23 protein-coding genes and 1 other annotated feature are annotated in these 22,260 nt (G+C 51.8%); of the genes, 11 read left to right on the top strand and 12 right to left on the bottom strand.

All coding sequences use genetic code 11. The features are described from left to right. Positions 1-2: 2 nt before the first annotated feature. Both hisG and hisL read right to left on the bottom strand, forming a co-directional pair. Complete coding sequence (hisG, locus tag ACU8YC_RS04895; protein WP_003030161.1) at positions 3-902, bottom strand: ATP phosphoribosyltransferase; 900 nt, start codon at positions 900-902, stop codon at positions 3-5. 44 nt (positions 903-946) lie between these two features. Further along, positions 947-1,069: a sequence feature (His leader region), on the bottom strand. Further along, on the bottom strand, positions 1,045-1,092 hold the full coding sequence (gene hisL, locus ACU8YC_RS04890) for a his operon leader peptide (protein WP_100250077.1): 48 nt from the start codon (positions 1,090-1,092) through the stop codon (positions 1,045-1,047). (Overlaps the previous feature by 25 nt.) A gap of 175 nt (positions 1,093-1,267) precedes the next feature. On the opposite strand from hisL, the gene ACU8YC_RS04885 reads away from it, so the two are divergent. The 4 genes from ACU8YC_RS04885 (at position 1,268) to plaP (ending at position 4,693) form a co-directional block, all read left to right on the top strand. After that, positions 1,268-2,092 (top strand): SDR family oxidoreductase, encoded by an 825-nt coding sequence (locus ACU8YC_RS04885; protein ID WP_187252212.1) that lies wholly within the window; start codon positions 1,268-1,270, stop codon positions 2,090-2,092. A 40-nt stretch (positions 2,093-2,132) separates the two neighbouring features. Continuing rightward, positions 2,133-3,062: a LysR family transcriptional regulator gene (locus ACU8YC_RS04880; protein WP_151219737.1), complete on the top strand. Its 930-nt coding sequence runs from the start codon at positions 2,133-2,135 to the stop codon at positions 3,060-3,062. A 217-nt stretch (positions 3,063-3,279) separates the two neighbouring features. Beyond that, positions 3,280-3,342 carry a membrane protein YoeI gene (yoeI, locus tag ACU8YC_RS04875; protein WP_099045591.1) on the top strand — a complete coding sequence of 21 codons (63 nt, stop codon included), beginning with the start codon at positions 3,280-3,282 and terminating at the stop codon, positions 3,340-3,342. Next, positions 3,332-4,693, top strand: a complete 1,362-nt coding sequence (gene plaP / locus ACU8YC_RS04870) for a putrescine/proton symporter PlaP (RefSeq protein WP_151219736.1) — start codon at positions 3,332-3,334, stop codon at positions 4,691-4,693. The genes yoeI and plaP overlap by 11 nt, the downstream gene beginning before the upstream one ends. A 59-nt stretch (positions 4,694-4,752) precedes the next feature. Here plaP and sbcB read toward each other — a convergent pair whose 3' ends face one another. Further along, positions 4,753-6,177 (bottom strand): exodeoxyribonuclease I, encoded by a 1,425-nt coding sequence (gene sbcB / locus ACU8YC_RS04865; RefSeq protein ID WP_210904615.1) that lies wholly within the window; start codon positions 6,175-6,177, stop codon positions 4,753-4,755. A 398-nt stretch (positions 6,178-6,575) separates the two neighbouring features. Here sbcB and phsA point away from each other — a divergent pair, with 398 nt between their 5' ends. The 7 genes from phsA to ACU8YC_RS04830 all read left to right on the top strand — a co-directional run bounded on the left by phsA (position 6,576) and on the right by ACU8YC_RS04830 (position 13,827). Next, positions 6,576-8,849 carry a thiosulfate reductase PhsA gene (phsA, locus tag ACU8YC_RS04860; RefSeq protein WP_210904616.1) on the top strand — a complete coding sequence of 758 codons (2,274 nt, stop codon included), beginning with the start codon at positions 6,576-6,578 and terminating at the stop codon, positions 8,847-8,849. A gap of 14 nt (positions 8,850-8,863) precedes the next feature. Then, on the top strand, positions 8,864-9,442 hold the full coding sequence (gene phsB, locus ACU8YC_RS04855) for a thiosulfate reductase electron transport protein PhsB (protein WP_151219734.1): 579 nt from the start codon (positions 8,864-8,866) through the stop codon (positions 9,440-9,442). Further along, complete coding sequence (gene phsC, locus ACU8YC_RS04850; protein ID WP_151219733.1) at positions 9,439-10,212, top strand: thiosulfate reductase cytochrome B subunit; 774 nt, start codon at positions 9,439-9,441, stop codon at positions 10,210-10,212. The genes phsB and phsC overlap by 4 nt, the downstream gene beginning before the upstream one ends. Before the next feature lie 133 nt (positions 10,213-10,345). Further along, positions 10,346-11,518 carry a serine-type D-Ala-D-Ala carboxypeptidase DacD gene (dacD, locus tag ACU8YC_RS04845; protein ID WP_446895068.1) on the top strand — a complete coding sequence of 391 codons (1,173 nt, stop codon included), beginning with the start codon at positions 10,346-10,348 and terminating at the stop codon, positions 11,516-11,518. A gap of 123 nt (positions 11,519-11,641) precedes the next feature. After that, entirely contained in the window at positions 11,642-12,109 is a 468-nt protein-coding gene (gene sbmC / locus ACU8YC_RS04840; protein ID WP_446895067.1) for a DNA gyrase inhibitor SbmC, read from the top strand. An 86-nt stretch (positions 12,110-12,195) separates the two neighbouring features. Further along, the gene (locus tag ACU8YC_RS04835; RefSeq protein ID WP_446895066.1) at positions 12,196-13,254 is read left to right on the top strand and encodes an FUSC family protein; all 1,059 of its coding nucleotides are present in this window, start codon (positions 12,196-12,198) and stop codon (positions 13,252-13,254) included. Between the two features lie 237 nt (positions 13,255-13,491). Next, on the top strand, positions 13,492-13,827 hold the full coding sequence (locus ACU8YC_RS04830) for a DUF496 family protein (RefSeq protein ID WP_103771301.1): 336 nt from the start codon (positions 13,492-13,494) through the stop codon (positions 13,825-13,827). 40 nt (positions 13,828-13,867) lie between these two features. Here the strand turns inward: ACU8YC_RS04830 and ACU8YC_RS04825 are convergent, their stop codons facing one another. The 9 genes from ACU8YC_RS04825 to pduO all read right to left on the bottom strand — a co-directional run bounded on the left by ACU8YC_RS04825 (position 13,868) and on the right by pduO (position 22,253). Then, positions 13,868-14,734, bottom strand: a complete 867-nt coding sequence (locus ACU8YC_RS04825) for an L-threonine kinase (protein ID WP_278237844.1) — start codon at positions 14,732-14,734, stop codon at positions 13,868-13,870. Positions 14,735-14,826: 92 nt separating this feature from the next. Then, entirely contained in the window at positions 14,827-16,041 is a 1,215-nt protein-coding gene (locus ACU8YC_RS04820) for an acetate/propionate family kinase (protein ID WP_151224682.1), read from the bottom strand. Next, on the bottom strand, positions 16,026-16,478 hold the full coding sequence (gene pduV / locus ACU8YC_RS04815) for a propanediol utilization protein PduV (protein WP_151224681.1): 453 nt from the start codon (positions 16,476-16,478) through the stop codon (positions 16,026-16,028). The genes ACU8YC_RS04820 and pduV overlap by 16 nt, the downstream gene beginning before the upstream one ends. Before the next feature lie 3 nt (positions 16,479-16,481). Next, positions 16,482-16,832 carry a propanediol utilization microcompartment protein PduU gene (gene pduU, locus ACU8YC_RS04810; RefSeq protein ID WP_032939586.1) on the bottom strand — a complete coding sequence of 117 codons (351 nt, stop codon included), beginning with the start codon at positions 16,830-16,832 and terminating at the stop codon, positions 16,482-16,484. Further along, positions 16,832-17,386 (bottom strand): propanediol utilization microcompartment protein PduT, encoded by a 555-nt coding sequence (gene pduT / locus ACU8YC_RS04805; RefSeq protein ID WP_151224680.1) that lies wholly within the window; start codon positions 17,384-17,386, stop codon positions 16,832-16,834. The genes pduU and pduT overlap by 1 nt, the downstream gene beginning before the upstream one ends. A gap of 2 nt (positions 17,387-17,388) precedes the next feature. Next, entirely contained in the window at positions 17,389-18,744 is a 1,356-nt protein-coding gene (gene pduS, locus ACU8YC_RS04800) for a cobalamin reductase PduS (protein ID WP_151219726.1), read from the bottom strand. Then, positions 18,741-19,853, bottom strand: coding sequence for a 1-propanol dehydrogenase PduQ (locus ACU8YC_RS04795; RefSeq protein WP_151219725.1), 1,113 nt, complete (start codon positions 19,851-19,853; stop codon positions 18,741-18,743). Before ACU8YC_RS04795 ends, pduS begins: the two co-directional genes overlap by 4 nt. A 10-nt stretch (positions 19,854-19,863) precedes the next feature. Continuing rightward, complete coding sequence (gene pduP / locus ACU8YC_RS04790) at positions 19,864-21,249, bottom strand: CoA-acylating propionaldehyde dehydrogenase PduP (protein WP_187252217.1); 1,386 nt, start codon at positions 21,247-21,249, stop codon at positions 19,864-19,866. Beyond that, positions 21,246-22,253: a two-domain cob(I)yrinic acid a,c-diamide adenosyltransferase PduO gene (gene pduO / locus ACU8YC_RS04785; protein ID WP_446895065.1), complete on the bottom strand. Its 1,008-nt coding sequence runs from the start codon at positions 22,251-22,253 to the stop codon at positions 21,246-21,248. The genes pduP and pduO overlap by 4 nt, the downstream gene beginning before the upstream one ends. Positions 22,254-22,260: the final 7 nt, after the last annotated feature.

The following is a 22,260-nucleotide window of genomic DNA, read 5'->3' as shown; positions in this document are numbered from 1 at the left end:
TATCACTCCATCATCTTCTCAATTGGCAGCACCAGAATTGAGCTGGCACCGAGCGCTTTCAGTTTTTCCATCGTTTCCCAGAACAGAGTTTCGCTGCTGACCATGTGCATGGCAACGCGCTGCTGATCACCGGCCAGTGGCAGAATGGTTGGGCGCTCAGCGCCAGGCAGCAGAGCGATAACTTCATCCAGACGCTCGCTCGGCGCGTGCATCATGATGTATTTCGATTCACGAGCCTGAATAACGCCCTGAATACGGGTCAGCAATTTGTCGATTAGCTGTTGCTTGGCGTCGGCCATTTCGCCATCACGCTGAATCAGGCAGGCTTTAGAGCGGTAAATGACTTCCACTTCACGCAGACCGTTGGCCTCAAGCGTCGCGCCGGTTGACACCAGATCGCAAATCGCATCAGCCAGGCCTGCGCGGGGGGCGACTTCGACTGAACCGTTTAGCAGACAGGATTTAAACGACACCCCTTTTTGATCGAGATAACGTTTGAGCAGGTGTGGGTAAGAGGTCGCGATACGTTTACCGTTCAGCGCAGCTGGGCCATCCCAGGCTTCATCAACCGGGGTTGCCAGCGAAAGACGGCAGCCGCCGAAGTCCAGACGACGCAGGGTAAAATAGCGAGGATCTTCACCTTGTGCCCGGCGGTTGAGCAATTCCTCTTCGAGAACGTTTTCCCCGATGATGCCGAGGTCAACAACGCCATCCATCACCAGACCCGGGATATCGTCATCACGTACGCGCAGAATATCAATCGGCATGTTCTCCGCCATCGCAATCAGGCGCTGGGTGTGAAGATTAATTTTAATGCCGCAACGGGCCAGTAATTCGCGTGAATCATCGCTTAAGCGGCCAGATTTCTGCATAGCTATGCGTAAACGGGTGTTGTCTAACATTCTTTATTCCTCGTTATCCTGTCTGAATCAGTTGGGTCACGCACAAAAAAAAGCCCCCGGAAGAAATCTTCCGGGGGCTTTCTCATACGCTCATGCACCGCTGGAAGATTTAAATGTCTCCCAGCACACATCGCCTGAAAGACTAGTCAGGATGATGGTGATGATGGTGTTTAAATTGAGCGCGTGTCATAAATTTTCTCGATGAATGTTTATTCATTTGATGTCTTTTAACCTAAACCACTTTAGCTACGGAAAGCAAGGGCTTTTTTTTGATCATTAATTCATTTCATATTGATACTATGAATTGTCAGTCGTCGTGGGCTAGCGTAGCCTTGCGTTATAGGCCAAAAGTCAGGAGAGAAGGCATGAAAAAGGTCGCAATTGTCGGTTTAGGTTGGTTAGGCATGCCGTTAGCCATGTCGCTGGCGGCGAGAGGCTGGCAGGTTACCGGCAGCAAAACCACATTAGATGGGGTGGAGGCGGCCCGCATGAGCGGTATCGAGAGCTATTTGCTGCGCCTTGAGCCTGAACTGGTCTGCGAGGCAGACGATCTCGACGCACTGATGGACGTTGATGCGCTGGTGATTACGCTGCCTGCGCGTCGTAGCGGTCCTGGCGAGGCCTTTTACCTTCAGGCTATGCAGGAGCTGGTCGACAGTGCGCTGGCGTACCGTATCCCGAGGATTATTTTTACCAGTTCGACATCGGTCTATGGCGATGTGCAGGGTACCGTGAAAGAAGGGACGTCGCGTAACCCGGTCACGGCGAGCGGTCGTGTTCTGAAAGAACTTGAAGACTGGCTGCACAATTTACCTGGCACGTCGGTGGATATCTTGCGCCTGGCCGGGCTTGTCGGCCCGGGGAGACATCCCGGTCGTTTTTTTGCTGGCAAGACTGCGCCAGATGGGCACCATGGGGTCAATCTGGTGCATCTGGATGATGTGGTTTCTGCTATCACATTACTGCTGCAAGCGCCTAAAGGGGGACACATCTATAATATATGTGCGCCTATGCATCCGGCGCGTAACGTGTTCTATCCGCAGATGGCTCGTCAGTTGGGGATGGAGCCGCCGGAATTTCGCGGCAGTGAGGATAACGGTAAAGGTAAAGTCATTGATGGCAACCGGATTTGTAATGAGCTTGGGTTTGAGTACCAGTATCCCGACCCGCTGGTGATGCCGATGGAGTGACAGACCAGCAGAGTGCCGCTGATACCGCAAGGGGGCGAGTATGAAACCACTGCTGGACGTTCTTATCATCCTCGATGCGTTAGAAAAAGAGGGCAGCTTCGCAGCGGCGTCGGCAAAATTGTTCAAGACGCCGTCAGCGCTTAGCTATACCGTCCATAAGCTGGAAAGTGATCTTAATATTCAGCTACTCGATCGCAGCGGACATCGGGCCAGGTTCACCCGCACAGGGCAGATGCTACTGGAAAAGGGACGGGAGGTGTTGCACACCGTCCGTGAACTTGAAAAGCAGGCGATTAAACTGCACGAAGGTTGGGAGAATGAACTGGTCATTGGCGTAGATGATACGTTTCCCTTTTCACTTCTGGCCCCGCTCATCGAATCTTTCTATCAACACCACAGTGTGACGCGCCTGAAATTTATCAACGGCGTGCTGGGTGGCTCATGGGAAGCCCTCACACAGGGGCGGGCGGATATTATTGTCGGTGCCATGCATGAACCGCCTTCCGCGAGCGAGTTTGGTTTTGCGCGACTAGGGATTCTGGAACAGGTGTTCGTGGTTGCGCCGCATCATCCGCTGGCGCAGGAGCAGGAGCCGTTAAATCGTCGCACCATTCGGCGTTTTCGCGCCATTGTGGTGGGCGACAATACGCAACATGCCAACGCCTCGGGCTCGCAGGTGCTGGACGATCAGGAAGCCATTACCGTTTTTGACTTTAAAACCAAGCTGGAACTGCAAATCAGCGGCCTGGGATGTGGCTATATTCCGCGCTATCTGGCGCAGCGTTTTTTGGAGAGTGGCGCGCTGATTGAGAAAAAAGTGGTCGCGCAAAATATCTTTGAGCCCGTGTGGATCGGTTGGAATGAACAGACCGCCGGGTTGGCTAGTGCCTGGTGGCGGGATGAGATTTTAGCAAATAGTGCGATCGCTGGGGTGTACGTTAAAGCGGCTGCTGATAAATCAAGCGGTTAAGAAAAAATATTCTTTTGTAGTGGCTTCAATCTCTTGTTATTTCTCTCCAAATTAGTGCAAAATACGCCGCTTGCAAAAAATGACATTAACCGACGTTTTCATACGCGTCGGTTATTTTTTTGCATCAAACCAATCATTCATAAAAGAGGCCGGGCTTCGTACCGGATAGATACTTACTTAAAAATCGACAGTTGTTGTCGCTGAGGATTAACAAAAAATGGGGCAATTTTTTGCTTACGCGACGGTTTTCGCCGTAATGGGGGATAACCATGTCGCATAACGCTACTCCAAACACCTCTCGCGTGGAATTACGTAAAACGCTTACGCTGGTTCCGGTTGTCATGATGGGCCTTGCCTATATGCAGCCGATGACGCTGTTCGATACATTCGGTATCGTATCAGGAATGACCGATGGTCACGTCCCGACAGCTTACGCCTTTGCACTGATAGCCATCCTCTTTACCGCTCTGAGCTACGGTAAACTGGTGCGTCGCTATCCGTCTGCAGGCTCTGCCTACACTTACGCCCAGAAATCCATTAGCCCGACCGTTGGCTTTATGGTGGGATGGTCATCACTGCTGGACTACCTGTTCGCACCGATGATCAACATTCTGTTGGCGAAAATCTATTTTGAAGCTCTGGTGCCGTCGATACCGTCATGGATATTCGTGGTGGCGCTGGTGGCCTTTATGACCGCCTTTAACCTGCGCAGCCTTAAATCCGTTGCTAATTTCAACACCGTCATCGTGTTGTTGCAGGTGGTGCTAATTGCGGTGATCCTCGGCATGGTCATTTATGGCGTGTTCGAAGGTGAAGGTGCTGGTACGCTGGCGAGCAGCCGTCCGTTCTGGTCAGGTGATGCGCATGTGATCCCGATGATCACGGGGGCGACTATTCTGTGCTTCTCGTTCACCGGTTTTGACGGTATCAGCAACCTGTCAGAAGAAACCAAAGACGCTGAACGCGTGATCCCGCGTGCGATTTTCCTGACCGCGCTGATTGGTGGCCTGATCTTTATCGTCTCCACTTATCTGTTGCAGCTGTACTTCCCGGACATCTCGCGCTTCAAGGATCCAGACGCTTCGCAGCCGGAAATCATGCTGTACGTTGCTGGTAAGTTCTTCCAGGTTGGTGCGCTGATTTTCTCTACCATTACCGTACTGGCGTCCGGTATGGCGGCACATGCAGGCGTAGCGCGTCTGATGTACGTGATGGGTCGTGACGGTGTATTCCCGAAAAGTTTCTTCGGTTACGTACACCCGAAATGGCGTACTCCGTCCATGAACATCATTCTGGTTGGTGCGATTGCTCTGTTGGCAATCAACTTCGACCTGGTGATGGCGACTGCGCTGATTAACTTTGGTGCGTTGGTGGCGTTTACCTTCGTTAACCTGTCGGTGATCTCCCAGTTCTGGATCCGTGAGAAGCGTAACAAGACGCTGAAAGACCACTTCCAGTATCTGTTCCTGCCAATGTGCGGTGCGCTGACCGTTGGCGCGCTGTGGGTAAACCTGGAAGAGAGTTCAATGGTTCTGGGCCTGATTTGGGCCGCTATTGGTCTGATCTATCTGGCCTGCGTGACCAAAAGCTTCCGCAACCCGGTACCGCAGTACGACGAAGATATCGCGTAATCACGGCGTTTATCTGAAAAAAAACGGAGACATGTTCTCCGTTTTTTTATACGTGGGATTTACACAATCTCTTGCGCATACTGCCAGAGTGATTTCAGTAGCATCAGTTTTTCTTTGTTATCGGCATATTGCTGGCTCAGCAACTGCAATTCATTGGCGTAATTTTGTAAAAACTCCGGCGTGAACACCTGACGACGATGGTCCAGCCAGCGCTGCTGCTCGGCTTCATCCAGTGTTCCGGGGAAGTTACGGGCACGGTAGTTAAACAGCAACTTTTCAATGCGTTTATCGACAAAAGAGATATCCAGAGCCGGTAAATTACGCGGTTCTGTTTCCAGAACGATTTTCATCGCTGCGCGGTCGGCATCGCTGAAAAAACCGTTATACAGCTGGGCGTCTACGTTATCGGATGGCGCAAAGGGTTCCGCCTCGGCAAAGATAGCCACTACTTTGTCGCGTACCTGCGGGTTTTCGCGCAGAACTTTGAGATTATCAAGACAATGCTGGCGGTTAATGCCCAGTCGATCGGCATCTTCCGGGCGCAGCGTATTCGCCTGGGCCAGTACTGGGCACTTGTTGATGTGCACCAGTTTAACCGGTACGGCTGGGTTATCACCCAGATCTGCCTTCGCCGTGTAGAGCCGTTCACGCAGCGCGTCGCTGTCCAGGTCAAGTAGCGGTGAAATATCACCGGCCAGGTCAACCATAATCACCGCGTTGCGATTCTCCGGGTGCCAGGCCAATGGCGCTACCCAACTGGTATTGCCGCGCCACGCGCCGAGCATTCCTGAAACATGAACCAGCGGCTTCATTTGCGGGACATCAATCAGTGCGGCCAGCTTGTGCTTATTGCGATGGCTGAAGAGATATTCAAACAAACGCGGCTGACGTGATTTAACTAATTGCGCCATTGCAATCGTGGCATACACGTCGGCCATCGCATCGTGAGCATTCGCATGCTCGATACCATTAGCTTTGGTCAAATGCTCCAGGCGAAAGCTGGGTAAGCCATCGTCGTTTTCCGGCCAGTTAATGCCTTCAGGACGCAGGGCATAGCAGGCGCGCATCACGTCCAGGAGATCCCAGCGCGAATTGTCGTTCTGCCAGCTCCAGGCATAGGGATCGTAGAAATTGCGATACAGGATGTTACGCGTCACCTCATCGTCGAAGCGCACGTTGTTATAGCCGAGAATACAAGTTTTCGGCACGGTGAACAGAGTGTGTATGCGCGCTGCAAAAGCGGCTTCATTCTCTCCCTTTTCCCGTGCTTCCTGCGGCGTAATGCCGGTAATCAACACCGCCTCAGGCTGCGGCAGATAGTCGTCTGCGGATTTGCAATAAAAGACTTCAGGTTCGCCGATAATGTTGAAATCGCTATCTGTGCGGATAGCCGCAAATTGCGCGGGTCTGTCCAGTGCCGGATGAGTACCAAAGGTCTCGTAATCGTGGAAGAGAAAAGTCGGGTGCTGCTTGCCGTCATTCATTGTTTGGTTATGTCCGGGATCAATTTAGCGCTCATCTAAGAATACCAAAAAAGAGCAAGGTAATCAGCAATGCGATTATCGATGCTGAATGGTGTACGCAATAAAATTGAGGTGAACAGGATTTTTATAAAATTGATTAATAAGTTTTGCACTATTAAAGGAAATTACTGGAATAAATTTTCTGAAAGTTACTAGCTGCTAAATAATATAAATGAGAACCGTTATTGTTATTTTTCGCTGATTTGTTGGATTCTGGGGATTTTAAAATTCTTTTGTAAACAAGGGGTTTTATTTTGTCCGATTAGCTGACCAACATTGTAATAAAATGTGAGTGAGGTTAAAAATTAATAATTTAAACGCCATATAATCATTGGATATATCTAATAACAGGAGGTTATATGAGCATTAGTCGGCGTAATTTTTTGCGAGGAGTAGGTATAGGTTGCTCTGCCTGCGCGATAGGAAGTTTTCCGCCAGGCGCACTGGCGCGAAATTCTCCGGAGCGCATTAAGGGGAAAACATCCCTGACGCCAAGTTTGTGTGAAATGTGTTCTTATCGTTGCCCGATACAGGCACAGGTGATTAATAACAAAACGGTTTTTATTCAAGGGAATCCTAATGCGCCTCAACAAGGCACGCGTGTCTGCGCGCGCGGAGGCAGCGGTGTTAGTCTGGTCAACGACCCGCACCGTATTGTTAAACCCATGAAACGCACAGGACCTCGCGGGAGCGGAGAATGGCAGGTTATTAGCTGGCAACAGGCTTACAAAGAAATTGCCGAAAAAATGACGGCAATAAAAACACAGCATGGTCCTCAGGGCGTCGTGTTTTCTTCTAAATCCGGTTCGCTTTCAGGGCATTTATTTCACCTGGCGACGGCTTTCGGATCGCCAAATACCTTTACGCACGCGTCGACATGCCCGGCCGGGAAATCGATTGCCGCCAAAGTGATGATGGGCGGCGATTTGGCCATGGATATCGCCAATACTCGTTATATGGTCTCTTTTGGTCACAACCTCTATGAAGGGATTGAGGTTGCCGAAACGCATGAATTGATGGCCGCGCAGGAAAAGGGCGCAAAAATGGTCAGCTTCGATCCCCGACTGTCCGTCTTCTCCAGCAAGGCGGATGAATGGCATGCGCTCAAACCGGGCGGCGACTTGCCGGTGCTGATGGCCATGTGTCACGTCATGATCAATGAAAAACTGTATGACGCGGACTTCGTTACGCGCTACACCACAGGGTTTGACCAACTGGCAGAAGCAGTACAAGAGACCACGCCGGAATGGGCGCAAAAGCAAGCTGATGTTCCTGCTGATGTCATTGTTCGGGTCACCCGGGAAATGGCTGCCTGCGCGCCGCATGCTATCGTTAGCCCGGGCCATCGTGCGACGTTTTCACAAGAAGAAATTGATATGCGACGTATGATTTTCAGCCTTAATGCGTTGCTGGGAAATGTTGAGCGTGAGGGGGGCTTGTACCAGAAAAAAGCCGCGGCGACCTACAATAAACTTGCCGGTGAGAAGGTTGCTCCAGTGCTGGCAAAACCCGATGCCAAATTACCCAAACCCACGGCCCAGCGCATCGATCTGGTTGCTCCGCAATTCAAGTACATCGCGGCGGGCGGTGGCGTGGTGCAAAGCATTATCGACGCCGTGTTAAACCAGACTCCTTATCCGGTGAAAGGCTGGATCATGTCCCGCCATAATCCTTTCCAGACCGTGACCTGCCGACCTGATCTGGTCAAAACCGTTGAACAACTCGATCTGGTGGTAAGCTGCGATGTCTATTTAAGCGAAAGCGCGGCATATGCTGACTATCTGTTACCCGAATGCACCTACCTTGAACGCGATGAAGAAATCTCTGACATGTCGGGCCTGAATCCAGCGTATGCCCTGCGTCAGCAGGTTGTAGAGCCTATAGGTGATGCGCGTCCGAGTTGGCAAATCTGGAAAGAACTGGCTGTGCAATTAGGCCTTGGGCAGTTCTACCCCTGGCAGGACATGCAGACACGGCAGTTGTACCAGCTTAATGGCGACCATGCGCTGTCTGCTGAACTGCGTGAGAAAGGATATCGGGAGTGGGGTGTTCCGCTGCTGCTACGTGAACCTGAAGCGGTGCGTCAGTTTGTGGCGCGTTATCCGGGGGCGGTGGCGGTTGACAGCGACGGGACCTATGGTGAGCAACTGCGCTTTAAATCCCCATCTGGCAAAATTGAACTCTACTCTGAAGAGCTGGAAGCGCTTCTGCCTGGCTACGGCATTCCGCGAGTCCGCGATTTTGCGCTCAAAGGCGACAATGAACTCTATTTCATTCAAGGGAAAGTGGCGGTTCACACCAACGGCGCGACGCAATATGTGCCACTGCTTAGCGAGTTGATGTGGGACAACGCAGTGTGGATCCACCCGCAAACAGCTCGTGAAAAAGGCATTAAAAGCGGTGATGAGATTTGGCTGGAGAATGCGACCGGTAAAGAAAAAGGTAAAGCGCTGGTCACCGCCGGAATTCGGCCCGATACACTGTTTGTTTATATGGGATTTGGCGCCAAGGCGGGAGCCAAAACAGCGGCGACGACGCACGGTATACACTGCGGTAATTTGCTGCCACATGTTACCAGTCCGGTTTCCGGTACGGTGGTGCACACCGCTGGCGTTACGCTTCGTCGGGCATGAGAAAGGAGAACATCATGAATCAAGCAACAAACCCTTATGTCATGCTGCATGACGAGAAACGCTGTATTGGTTGTCAGGCGTGTACGGTCGCTTGCAAAGTACTCAATGACGTACCGGAAGGATATAGCCGCTTACAGGTGCAGATCCGTTCACCCGAACATGAACCTGAGGTCCTGTCCCACTTCCAGTTTGTTCGTGTTTCTTGCCAGCATTGTGAAGATGCTCCGTGCGTCAGCGTCTGTCCGACCGGAGCTTCATTTCGTGATGAAAATGGCATAGTGCAAGTGGATAAGTCTCGCTGTATTGGCTGCGACTACTGTGTTGCCGCTTGTCCGTTCCATGTTCGTTACCTTAACCCGCAAACAGGGATTGCCGACAAATGTAACTTCTGCGCAGATACTCGCCTGGAAAGTGGTCAGTCACCTGCCTGCGTTTCTGTTTGTCCGACGGATGCGCTGAAGTTTGGCCGTCGCGATGACCCGGAAATTCAGCACTGGATAAATCAAAAAGAGGTTTATCGCCAGCAGGATACGCGTAGTGGCCCGGTAAGTGTCTATCGGCGTAAAGAGATCCATCAGGAGGGTAATGTATGAATTCTATCTGGGGAGCAGAGCTTCACTATACGCCGGACTACTGGCCGCTGTGGCTTATTTACGCAGGCGTAGTTATTGTGTTGATGATTGCAGGTCTGGTCACGCACGCGCTGTTACGTCGAATGTTGGCACCCAAAACGGCAACTGGAGAAGAACATCGGGACTATCTCTATTCGCTGGCGGTCCGCCGTTGGCACTGGGGCAACGCGCTGCTCTTTATCCTGCTTCTGCTGAGCGGTATGTTTGGCCACTTCTCTGTCGGACCGGTGGCATTGATGGTGCAGGTACATACCTGGTGTGGCTTTGCATTGCTGGCATTCTGGATTGGCTTTGTGTTAATAAACGCAACCAGCGGCAACGGTTGTCATTATCGCGTGAAGTTTAACGGGTTGATATCACGCTGCCTGTTGCAAACACGCTTTTATCTGTATGGCATCATGAAAGGTGAACCGCATCCGTTTGCCGCAACGGCAGAGGATAAATTCAACCCGCTGCAGCAGTTGGCCTACCTGGCCATCATGTACGCGCTGGTTCCGCTGCTGATTATTACCGGGTTGTTATGCCTCTACCCGCAGGTGATCGGGGCGGGGCCGGTGATGCTGGTGCTGCATATGGCGTTAGCAATTGTGGGCTTATTGTTCATCTGCGCGCATATTTATCTGTGTACGTTGGGTGACACGCCAGGGCAAATTTTCCGCAGTATGATCGATGGCTATCATCGTCATCGCAGTCATCACGCAGAGACCGCGCCGCGTAAAGGCTCGTTCTAACTGATATATATCTCTGAAATCCTTTCCTGATAGCAAGAAAATGTGCCTTATGTCACATTTTCTTGCAATTTATCCAAGTTTGTTCGACAGAACTTCCGTAAAAAGAACGGCTATTTTTCCATTTCCTGAGGACATGCTGTTGAAACGCCGTTTGTTTGTTGCCGCTTCACTCTTTGCGATGAGTTTTTCGCCCGCGTACGCGACCGGGGCCGTGAGCTTTTCACCACAGCCTCCTGCAATTAATGCCGGAGCGTGGGTATTAATGGATTACACCACGGGCCAAATTCTGACAGCCGGTAATGAACACCAGCAGCGAAATCCTGCCAGTCTGACTAAGCTGATGACCGGCTATGTTGTTGATCGCGCCATCGACAGCAAGCGTATTAGTCCGACAGATATTGTGACCGTCGGGCGCGATGCCTGGGCAAAGGATAATCCGGTATTTGTGGGTTCATCTTTGATGTTCCTGAAAGCGGGGGATCGCGTTTCGGTACGTGACCTTAGCCGGGGGTTAATTGTAGATTCTGGAAATGATGCCTGTGTAGCACTGGCGGATTACATCGCCGGGGGACAGCCACAGTTTGTCGCGATGATGAACAATTATGCGCAAAAGCTTAACCTGCAGGACACCCATTTTGAAACGGTACATGGTCTGGATGCACCGGGTCAGCATAGCTCGGCGTACGACCTGGCCGTGCTGTCACGCGCCATCATCCACGGGGAACCAGATTTCTACCATATGTACAGTGAGAAAAGCCTTACCTGGAATGGAATCACGCAGCAAAACCGTAACGGCTTGTTGTGGGATAAAACCATGAACGTTGATGGACTGAAGACAGGGCATACGTCCGGCGCCGGATTTAATCTGATTGCTTCCGCCGTTGATGGGCAGCGCCGCTTGATTGCGGTAGTGATGGGCGCGGAAAGTGCAAAAGGGCGCGAAGACCAGGCGCGTAGACTGCTGCAATGGGGGCAACACAACTTCGATACGGTACAGGTATTACGCAGTGGTAAGCAGGTTGGTACTGAGCGGATCTGGTATGGCGATAAAGAAAAGATCAGCCTTGGTACCGAGCAGGATTTCTGGATGGCCCTACCCAAAGCAGAAGTCCCTAATATCAAAGCAAAATATGTTCTTGATAAGAAAGAACTGGTCGCTCCAATCGCTGCGCATCAACGTGTGGGTGAAATTGAACTCTACGATCGGGATAAGCTGGTGGCGCATTGGCCTCTGGTGACGCTGGAGTCCGTTAACGAAGGCGGCGTTTTCTCGCGTCTGAGCGATTATTTCCATCATAAGGCGTAGTTTTTCCTGATGCGTCAGACTGGCAAGAGTGCGAATCTGCTCACATAATAATCACTATTTGCTTGTGGCCGACATACCTAAAAAATATACTGTATATAAACACAGTGTAACGGTGGAGGTTGTATGGAGTACGAGATAAAGCAGGTCGAAAAACGCATGATTGCCGGTTTTCATATGGTTGGACCGTGGGAACAAACAGTTAAACAAGGCTTTGAGCAGTTAATGAAGTGGGTCGAGGGTAAACAGATTGTTCCGTTGGAGTGGATTGCCGTGTATTACGACAACCCTGATGTTGTTCCAGCTGAAAAACTGCGCTGCGATACCGTCGTTTCTGTACCTGAAGGTTTTGTAATTCCAGAAAACAGCGAAGGCGTGATCCTCACCGAACTGGCTGGGGGCGACTACGCTGTTGCCGTAGCGCGCGTCCAAAATCACGATTTTGCGACGCCGTGGTACCAGTTCTTTGAGCGTTTAATGCAGGATACGACTTATTTGATAGCCGCTAAACCTTGTTTTGAAGTTTATTTGAACAATGGTATGGAGGACGGTTACTGGGATATTGAAATGTACGTCCCAGTCCAGTCGAAATAGCTGTATTTAGTGTAAATCAGGATGATGTTATTACTAAAAAAACAGGTACAATTCGCTTCTTTGCTATTCCCTGACGGAGTGCATGAGTGCGTGCAGATAAGTCACTGAGTCCTTTTGAAATTCGTTTGTATCGTCATTATCGTGTGGTGCACGGTATTCGCATTGCGTTGGCGTTTCTCCTTACTTTTCTGTTGGTTCGCCTGTTGAACATTCCTGAAGGTACATGGCCTCTGATCACGCTGGTGGTGATTATGGGGCCAATTTCTTTTTGGGGTAACGTCGTTCCCAGGGCTTTTGAGCGTATAGGCGGAACGATCCTCGGGTCGGTGCTTGGGTTGGTGGCTCTGCGTCTGGAACTCTTCTCGCTTCCGCTTATGTTGATATGGTGCGCGGTGGCGATGTTTCTCTGCGGCTGGCTGGCACTGGGTAAAAGGCCGTATCAGGCGCTGCTGATTGGCATAACGCTTGCTGTCGTAGTAGGCGCGCCCGCCGGGGATATGAATACGGCGTTCTGGCGCGGTGGCGACGTGATTCTGGGATCGTTTCTGGCGATGCTGTTTACCGGTATCTGGCCGCAAAGGGCATTTATCCACTGGCGTATCCAACTGGCACATTGTGTAACGGGGTACAATCGGGTGTATCAGGCCGCGCTCTCCCCTAATCTGCTTGAGCAGCCAAGGCTGGAGAAGCATTTACAGCAGCTATTGACCGACGTGGTCAAAATGCGTGGGCTCATCGTTCCTGCCAGTAAAGAAACCCGCATTCAAAAATCCATCTTTGAGGCTATTCAGACCGTTAATCGCAACCTCGTTTGCATGCTTGAGTTGCAAATCAATGCGCTTTGGGCCAGTCGAACCAGCCACTTTGTCATGTTAAACGCGCATACTCTGCGAGAAACTCAGCTCAGGACGCAACAGGCGCTACTGACGATAACTCACGCTTTGTATGAAGGTAATCCGCAACCGGTGCTTGCTAACACAGAAAAGCTCAATGACACCGTGGCTGAACTGCGCCAGCTGATTGCCGAGCATAAAGGCGATAATGTCGCAGAAACGCCCATCCACGGCTACGTTTGGTTGAACATGGAAATGGCGCGACAACTGGAGTTACTCTCTCATTTAATTTGCCGCGCGTTGCGCAAATAAAGAGCAGATGAGGGGATCGGTTCTACTGCTGCTTCGATTCAGCAAAGATAAGAGGTATGATACTGAAAAGGCTAAAACCATTGGTAACTGTAATGGCGTTACCCTCGATAATTCAGGTTTCAACCAGGCATTGTCGATGCAGATGCAACTTGAAGTATGGCGGGCATGAAAGTAATGTTGACCCACTTTAGCCGTTGTTTTAACGAATCCGAATCTCACATTATCAGGGGTGTAAAAATGGAAACTACCAAGCCTTCTTTCCAGGACGTGCTGGAATTTGTTCGTCTGTTCCGTCGTAAAAACAAACTGCAACGTGAAATCCAGGACGTTGAGAAAAAGATCCGTGACAACCAGAAACGCGTCCTGCTGTTGGACAACCTGAGCGACTACATCAAGCCTGGTATGAGCGTGGAAGCTATTCAGGGCATTATCGCCAGTATGAAAAGCGATTATGAAGATCGTGTTGATGACTACATCATCAAAAATGCCGAGATCTCTAAAGAGCGTCGCGATATCTCTAAAAAGCTGAAAGCTATGGGTGAAGTGAAAAACACCGAAGCGAAAGCCGAGTAACGATTTTAAGCTTGTCCGGGTCGCTGCGGTGCGGCGACCCTTATTGCAGTTCGACCCCGCCAGTTACCATTCGCAACAAATGCTGTTGCGGCCAGTGAACCGTTAGCTTTTTCTGCGCCAGCATCCACTTAATGTAATCCACGTCATGGCGCGTTCTGTCCAGCATCAGCCCGACCACACTGCCGCTGTGCGCGACGTTGACACCGTATAAATCACATTCTTCAACCAGCGCTAATAGTGAATCAAAATCCGGTTTCGGCAACAGCAACTGGCTGGCGATTGCGCTAAGGGTAGCGGCTTCACCCAACCGGTAAGGATTTTGACTGACACAGGCTTCCTGTACTTTATCCCATGCCCGCCTGAGGGCCGCTGCTCCCGCCTGCAAGCCGGAATGCCGCGGAATACGGTGATAATCCGCGGTACGTAATGTTTCCGGACTTTCGAGAACCAGCAGATCAAGCTGAGGCTGTGATTCACAGCCAATTTGCGTGGAAGCGTCGTTATGGTCGAAAAGGGTTAGCTTACGAAAAACGGTGCTGTCGGTTGGCTCCAGCGAAACGCACAGCTGCGCCAGTGTTTGTTCGTTTAGCTGATGGCCCAGATAATGCGCCGTGGCGATAGCCGTGGCGGCAATATCCGCAGTACTGCTGGCCATCCCTTTAGCGACAGGAATGGTTGACTGAACATCAATACGGATATCCTGACTCATATGCGCCGGGTATTGCCAGTACTGCAACAACCTGTCAACCATCGCCCGGGAAAGTGGGCGTTCATCTGTCAGCGGTGAACCTGAACTGACCTCAACGGTGCTATACCATTCGACCGGGCAGGAGACCAGTTTCTCACTGCCCAGAATCCAGCCCTGGATTAGTTCTCCGCACGATGCGGGACATTGCGCAACAGCCACGTCTTCACCTTTATGATCGGTAATCCTCGGCGCATAGTGTCATGGCGATCGTGCTATTACCATGATTTGCCGCAATTTGCCGCGTCGCAATATTAAGCGGGAATGCCCAAGGTCACAGTTTCTGAAATCGCTAAACGCATCACGTCTTGCGCTATCATCAGCTCTTCGTTGGTATTAATTACCGCCACTTTAACCAGCGCATTTTCCGTTTGAATAAAGGTGGCGTTACGCTGATTTTTTTCTTCATCAACGGCCAGACCTAAGAAATTCAGGTTGTGACAAATTGCAGCGCGCGCCCGCGCTGAGTTCTCGCCAATTCCTCCGGTGAAGACCAACGCATCCAGCCCGCCCATCTGCATAATATAGCTGCCGATAGTGGCGCGAATCCGCTCGGCAAAAAGTGTTAACGCCAGTGCTGCCTGGTGATTGCCCGTATCTGCGGCATGTTCAACGTCACGGTAGTCGGGTGAAACACCAGAAACGCCGAGCAATCCAGACTCATTGTTAAGCAATTGGTTGAGCTGCTGCGGTGTTTTACCTTCACGCAGGGCAATCCACGGCAAAATGGATGGATCAATATCACCACTTCGCGTGCCCATCATGACACCAGACTGCGGCGTAAAGCCCATTGAGGTATTAACCGATTGCCCGCCTTTAATAGCGCAGATGCTGCTGCCGTTGCCAAGATGACAACAAACAACGCGCAAGGCGCTGAGCGGTACCCCCAGCTTTTCAGCAAGCTGAGCGCTGACGTATTTGTGACTGGTACCATGAAAACCATAACGTCGAATACCCAACTCAGCGTAGTAGCGCCAGGGCAGGGGATAGATGAAAGAGGGTTCATCAAGAGTCTGATGAAAAGCGGTGTCAAAAACGGCAACGGCCGGTGTGTTTGGCAGTAGCTGGCGAAATACTGCAATCCCCAACGCATTCACCGGATTATGCAGTGGTGCCAGTTCCGCAAGGCGTTCGATTTCCTTCAGCGTTTCATCGGTTACCCGCGCCGAATCTTTAAAAGATTCTCCGCCGTGCGCAACGCGATGACCAACGCCGTCGATCTCATCGAGGCTGCTGATTATATTGTGGCTGATAAGGTTTTCCAGTAGCAGCATTACAGCTTCACGATGATCGGCAACGGGCAATGTCTCCTGCCATTTTTGCGCTGGTGTTTTTAAGGTGATCTGCGCATCTGACATCCCAATTCGCTCAATAAGCCCCTGGCAGATCATTTCACCCTGCGGCATCGCCAGTAACTGAAACTTAAGTGAGGAGCTGCCCGCGTTAATGGCCATTATTTTGTGAGACATGACGGTTCCTTTGCATTCAGAAAAATGAACATCTCATTGACCCCGGTGTTCTCCAGTGCGCTGGTGACGAAAACTTTTTGCGCGCCAGCCTGAACCAGCCAACTCTCCACGAGAGAAATACGCTGTGGGCTGGCTAAATCGGCTTTGGTGACGAGGCCGATAACGGGTCGGTTCATTGGCCCCGTAAAACCTGGAGAAAAAGGTGACCACGGCGCGTCAGCATTGAGAACAAGCGCGATGATGTCTGCTTCACAGGCGCTGGCCAGCAGCGCGCTATACAGGCAGCGGTTTTCGAGATATTCACCTGGTGTGTCTATTGTTGTGGGAGACCAGACTATGGCCTGGGTCTTCTGATAGTGAAGCACCTCTCCCCGCATGCACTGCGTGAGTGATGTTTTACCGCATTGACTGGGACCAATTAGCATTATGCGTTTCATGAGTTACGTCCGGGTGATGGGACACGCGGTAAAACGCATCATTTCACCCAGCGTGCGGGTTACCTGCTTCAGCGCATACTCAACGGCGGAAACATCGCCCGTCAGTACCACTGCGCCAGTAAAACGGTCGAGAAAACCAATCTCTACCGCCCCGGACTTTGTGGCGATATCACAGGCGATAATGGAGGCTTCGCTAGGGGTAATCGTCAGAATACCGATGGCGGAGACTGAATCCTGTAGTCCCAGTTTCTTGAACAAATCCTTACCAGGATTGGCGATGAGATGCGCCAACGTGACCTGCTTGCCAGGAACATATTCCTGAATCATACGATCCGTGGTGGGTTGTCTTTCCATTATCCTTCCACCATTTGTCGCCACATGCTTTCATGTGGGCGAGGGATGACCGAGCGGTAAACCAGCAGACCTTTTTCACCCGCGCTTTCACTGGCAACCGTCACTGCGTTATTCACATCAGACACGTCGCCTGCGACAACCATGTAGCACTTGCCGCCAATACCAAATGCCATATGAACACGTACCAGCGTGACGTTGGAGGCTTTAACCGCACGGTCGGCGGCGCAGATGCAGGCCGCAACGCTCCATGTTTCAACAATGCCTACGGCCTGGCGCTTATCCACGCTGTTTAATCCACTAATCGCAGGAAGTACGCTGGGGTGAATGTTAGGCAGTACCAGACTGTCAACGAGCATATCACCAGCAAGAGAAGTGCCAGTGGCTATCGCCTGCTGAACTGCACCTACGTCACCCCCGAGCATGAGCAGAAATTTTCCCGGACAGATGGTTTTGCTTACCAGCAAATTCACATTCGCGCTTTTTAACATGGCATCACCAGCTTCCATTCCTTTGGCAATGCTGGTGAGTTCTAAAATCCCTATAGCCTGAGACATGATTAACCTCTTATGACCGTGATGGATTGTTCAGTAATTTCGCTGACAATACCGTCAATACTGGCGTGGACAGGCGCGCCTAATGCACCGGACGGCACATCGGCCACGCATTGACCGCGAACAACGCGTTCGCCTTGCTGTACACATGGAATGGCGCTGGCACCAATATGCTGGCGCAGCAACAGCGTCGTTTTATCTGTGGGAAAATCAGTTTCAGCCAGTGGTGCATCCTGATACCAGTCGCTAAGGCCCAACTTAGCCACAAGGCGTTTAACCGGGATCAGCCGGTACTTCGCCATTTCATCCTCAGGATTTAGCGGTCCTTCATAACGATGGTTGAGCGCCCGTAGCTCGCGTTTAAGCATGCGGTTGATTCGCATCGGCGAAATTCCAACCGGACAGGCGACGCTTTCACATACATTGCATTCTGAGCAGGTCAGCGCCGTGAGCAGCAACTGCGGTGTGGCTGCCTGCTGATAATTAACTGCGCGAACCAGCAGGTGAGGTGACAACTCATGGCCAATCAAGTGCCTTGGGCACAAATCCGTACACAAACGGCACTGTTCGCAAACGGTTTTTGCGACGGAAAGCACGGTACGTTCATCCTGCATCCGCCGCTGAATCAACGCATGAGATTTTGGCAAAACCAGCAGGCCCCCGGTGGTCTTGCTGACAGGGGTATCCAGAGAGGTAATCAGGCCGCCCATCATCGGACCACCGTTAATAAAGCCGGGGTCGTCGACGGTTGAACCACCGGCCAGTGCCAGAACGTCACGTAAAGACATGCCGACTGGGACGGTGAGAGTGATTGGTCTGGCGACCGCGCCGTTAACGGTCAGAGTACGACGGGTAACGGGGTATTGCTGCTCCACCGCTCTGGCGATGTTGAGCACGGTCTGGACGTTATTGACCACCACGCCGACGCTGACCGGCAACGCGGCAGGTGGAACTCTCCGACCTGTTGCCATCCAGATGGTCAGAACCTCGTCACCTGCCGGGTAGACATCAGGCAAAATATGTAAGCGGATGCTGGCAGGCAGAAGGGGCGTTAACGCATTGATAGCCTTCTGGTATTTCTCTTTGAGCGCAATAATACCGCCACTGGCGCCGGTAGCCGTCATGGCATATTGAACGCCGCGGATAAGCCGCTCAGCCTGGACGGCCATCAATTGCTGGTCAACTTTCAGCATCGGCTCACATTCTGCTGCATTGACCAGAAAAGTATCGACCTGCGCCTGTAATTTTACGTGAGCAGGAAAGCCCGCGCCTCCAGCCCCGACAACACCCGCTGCGCGAACTCGTTCGCGAATTGTCTGTGCATCATAAAGCGTGGACTCTGCCGTCATGGCTGTCTTCATAATAATTCCTCAAGCAGTTCCTGCATGGCATTAGCGTCAGCAACACGAGGATTGGTTTGCAGCGTGACGTCAGCCAGCGCGGCCTGAACCATCGACGGTATACGTTGTGACCAGATTTGCTTTCCGTCTTTAAGCGCGTCATTCAATGAAGGTAACGCACACTGTTTTTTGAGTAGCTCGATATGATGAATCAGTGCGTTCAGTGCCGCCGTATCGTTCGCGTTATTCGGGCATAAGTGGCAGGCTTTAGCGAAACGGGCATAGCGCTTTGCGGCCCGGGGATCGCGTGCATTAAAATGAATGACATGGGTCAGCAGCAGCGCATTGGCGAGTCCGTGGGGCAGATGAAACTGGCCGCCCAACTGATGGGCAATCGCATGATTGATACCCAGTCCAGCCTGACTAAATGCCATTCCCGCGAGTGTTGACGCGTTATGCATTTTTCCTCTGGTTGCCAGGCAGTCACCTTTGCTGACGGCGACAGGCAGGTACTGGAAGACGATTTGTGCCGCTTTCTCAGCCAGCGCGTCGGTAAAGTCGCTGGCCTTCGTGGATACGTAAGCTTCCAGCGCGTGTGTTAACACGTCCATGCCGGTATTCGCGGTGATGGCTGGCGGTACGCTGACGACCAGCGTCGGATCGAGGATGGCCATGTCCGGGTAAAGCGCATTATTGAATAATGGATACTTAATGCCTTTGTCCGGATCGCTAATCACGCAGGCGCTGGTCACCTCCGATCCCGTGCCGCTGGTGGTAGGGATTGCGACACAGGTTTCAATTTCGATACCGAACTGTCGGCTGAACCAGACGATGGCTTTTGCGGCATCAAGAGCTGAGCCTCCACCAAAACCAATCACCACGTCCGGTCGCAGGGACTGCATTTGCGCAATCCCTTGCACTACCGTGCTAATGGTGGGATCGGGAGTGATATCGCTGAAAATGCTGATGCGGTTATCCGCTGGCAGAGCGTCGCGCAGCTTTTCAATCAGGGGAGAACGCGCGAGAAAACCATCGCAAATAATCCAGATATGCTTATTTGTAAAGCGCTTGAGCACATCCAGACTTCCCTGGCCGCTGTACAATCGAGTTTGCAGTGAAAAGCGTTTCATAACGGCTCCATTAGCGAATAGAAAAACCGTTTGTTAGCACGCAACGACGAGAGCGTGCGAAGGTGCGCGCAGATGTCGTTCCTTCACCGGTTGGGGTCGCGATGGTGAAGGTGGTAAAGCCTTCTCCACCCACGCCAATCCCGGCGTAAGAAGGACCATTTTTCACAAAAATGGAGGTCTGAAGCGTGCGCGCGGCAAGATTCAAACGGGACACATTTTGTGAGTGCATAATGGCGGTGTGATGCAGTCCCTCTTCAACCTTCAGGGCCAACGTTAACGCACTGTCAAAATCGCTCACCGTAACGACGGGGAGCATTGGCATCAGTTGCTCGCTGGTAACCCACGGGTCGTCAGCCTTGACGATACCTATCAATAATCGCGGTGCTTTTGCAGGAACCGGTATTCCAGCGGCTTCCAGTAAACTTGCTGGGCTTTTCCCGACCAGTTTTTTATTGGCCATGCCTTCTGGCAGACAAGCTGTGCGCAGTTTGTCTACCTCTTCGCTATTGAGAAGCATCGCGCCAAATGACTGCATTTGTTGAACCAGGCGTTCGGCAACGGCATCAACAACGATCAGGCTCTTCTCAGCAATGCAGGGGAGATTGTAATCAAAGGATGCGCCGTTGATGATATCTTCCGCCGCCTTAACCAGGTCGGCTGTTTCATCAACAATGCAGGGCGGATTGCCTGCGCCTGCGCCAATGACTTTTTTCCCGCTTTTCATGCCCATAGCAACAATGCCAGGGCCACCGGTAATCGCCAGAACTGCGATTTTAGGGTGCGCCATCATTTGCTGGGTAGCTTCAAAAGTGGGTTCTGTGACCGTGACGACAAGATTCCGGATCCCACAGCAGCGGAAGGCAATATCTTCAATCATGGCAATTAGCTTCAGTGAAACCGCTTTAGCACCCGGATGCGGGCTAAAATAAACGCTGTTTCCCGCAGCCAGCATACTGATGCTGTTGTTAATAATGGTTTCTGTCGGGTTAGTACTTGGGGCAACGGAGCCAATCACGCCAAACGGTGAATACTCAAATAACACCATGCCGCCGTCGCCAGTTAGCGCCGTGGTAGTGAGATCTTCGATACCCGGGGTGTTGTCCAGCGCAGCTTTGTTTTTGAGGAATTTATCCTCTTTGTTACCCATTCCGGTTTCGGCAGCACTCTCGGCAGCCAGTGAAGCCAGGTGAGGCGTCAGTTCTTCTCGCAGGGCATTAATGATGGCGCTGCGGGTTTTCAATGGACATTGCTGATAACGCAGAAAAGCCTGATGCGCGGCATCAATCGCTTCGTCAACGGAAGGGAAAATTCCATTACCCTTAACTTCTGCTTTTGCCGGGGCGAGTTGTTCACTCAAAATGTTACGAATAAGCGTTTCAAGTTCTGAAGTATTCATTGATGTGTTCTCACGTTAATCGCCGCAATGGCCGTTTCTGCAATATCCATATCCTGCTCAACGCTTCCCCCGCTGATGCCAAGACCCCCAAGGAGTAAACCCTCGCGCCATAACGCGTACCCGCCACCGAAAGTGACGACTTTTCCCTGCATATGGCTTTCCAGACCGTAAAGCGCAGCGCCCGGCTGCACTGCTGATGTCAGCTCGTGCGTGGCGGTTTTCATCGCCACGGCGGTCCAGGCTTTTTTCGGTGCCAGTTCGCTACTGACGAGCAATGCGTCAGGCATGCGCCAGGTCACCGTTTGAGTTCCGTTCGCATCAACAATGCAAATGACGACAGGAACCTGAATTTCTTCTGCTCTCGCCACCGCAGCGCGAGTCAGTTGGTGGAGCTCCTGAAAAGACAGTGACATAGTCGGCTCCCTGTTGTCTGAACGACGGATGGCTGCAAGATAGCGCTCCGACACTTTCTGAATAATGTCGTTTTGATGGGCGTCGTGATCTTCTGCTCGTGCGAGCGCATATAAGCAGTCAGACAGGCGATTGATATAACGCATCAGCACGTGTCTGACGGAGATCCCAGTGGAGAGTTCGACCAGTCTCCGCTCTGCGCGACGAGCCAGCGTGCGGGCAAAGTGCAGACGGCTGGCGGCCTCACTACGGCCAGGTAAAATAAAGCTGCGTAGGGGCGGTACTCTCCCCATTGCGGTATCAATGGCGGTTTCCAGCGCCGCAATTTCTTCTGAGCTGATGTAGCGCTGTTCTGGCGTTGGCTGTTCGCTCTCGCTTGCCAGTTCGGCGCTAAACCAGAAAAGCTGCAGTTGAATATTTTCAAGTAACTGGCGGTGCTGCGGGTTTTTCGCCGCGCAAACGCACAGGCTGAGTGCCGCATTAAGTTCATCCAGCGTACCGTAAGCCTCGACGCGCGGATGCGTTTTACTCACGCGTTGTCCGGTAAAGAGAGCTGTTGTGCCGGCATCGCCAGTGCGGGTATAAATCGCCATAGTTCCT

This window comes from Citrobacter sp. VF227 (assembly GCF_052950715.1).
Note: the sequence above shows the minus strand (reverse complement) of the source record. Positions and strands in the feature narration are given on the sequence as shown.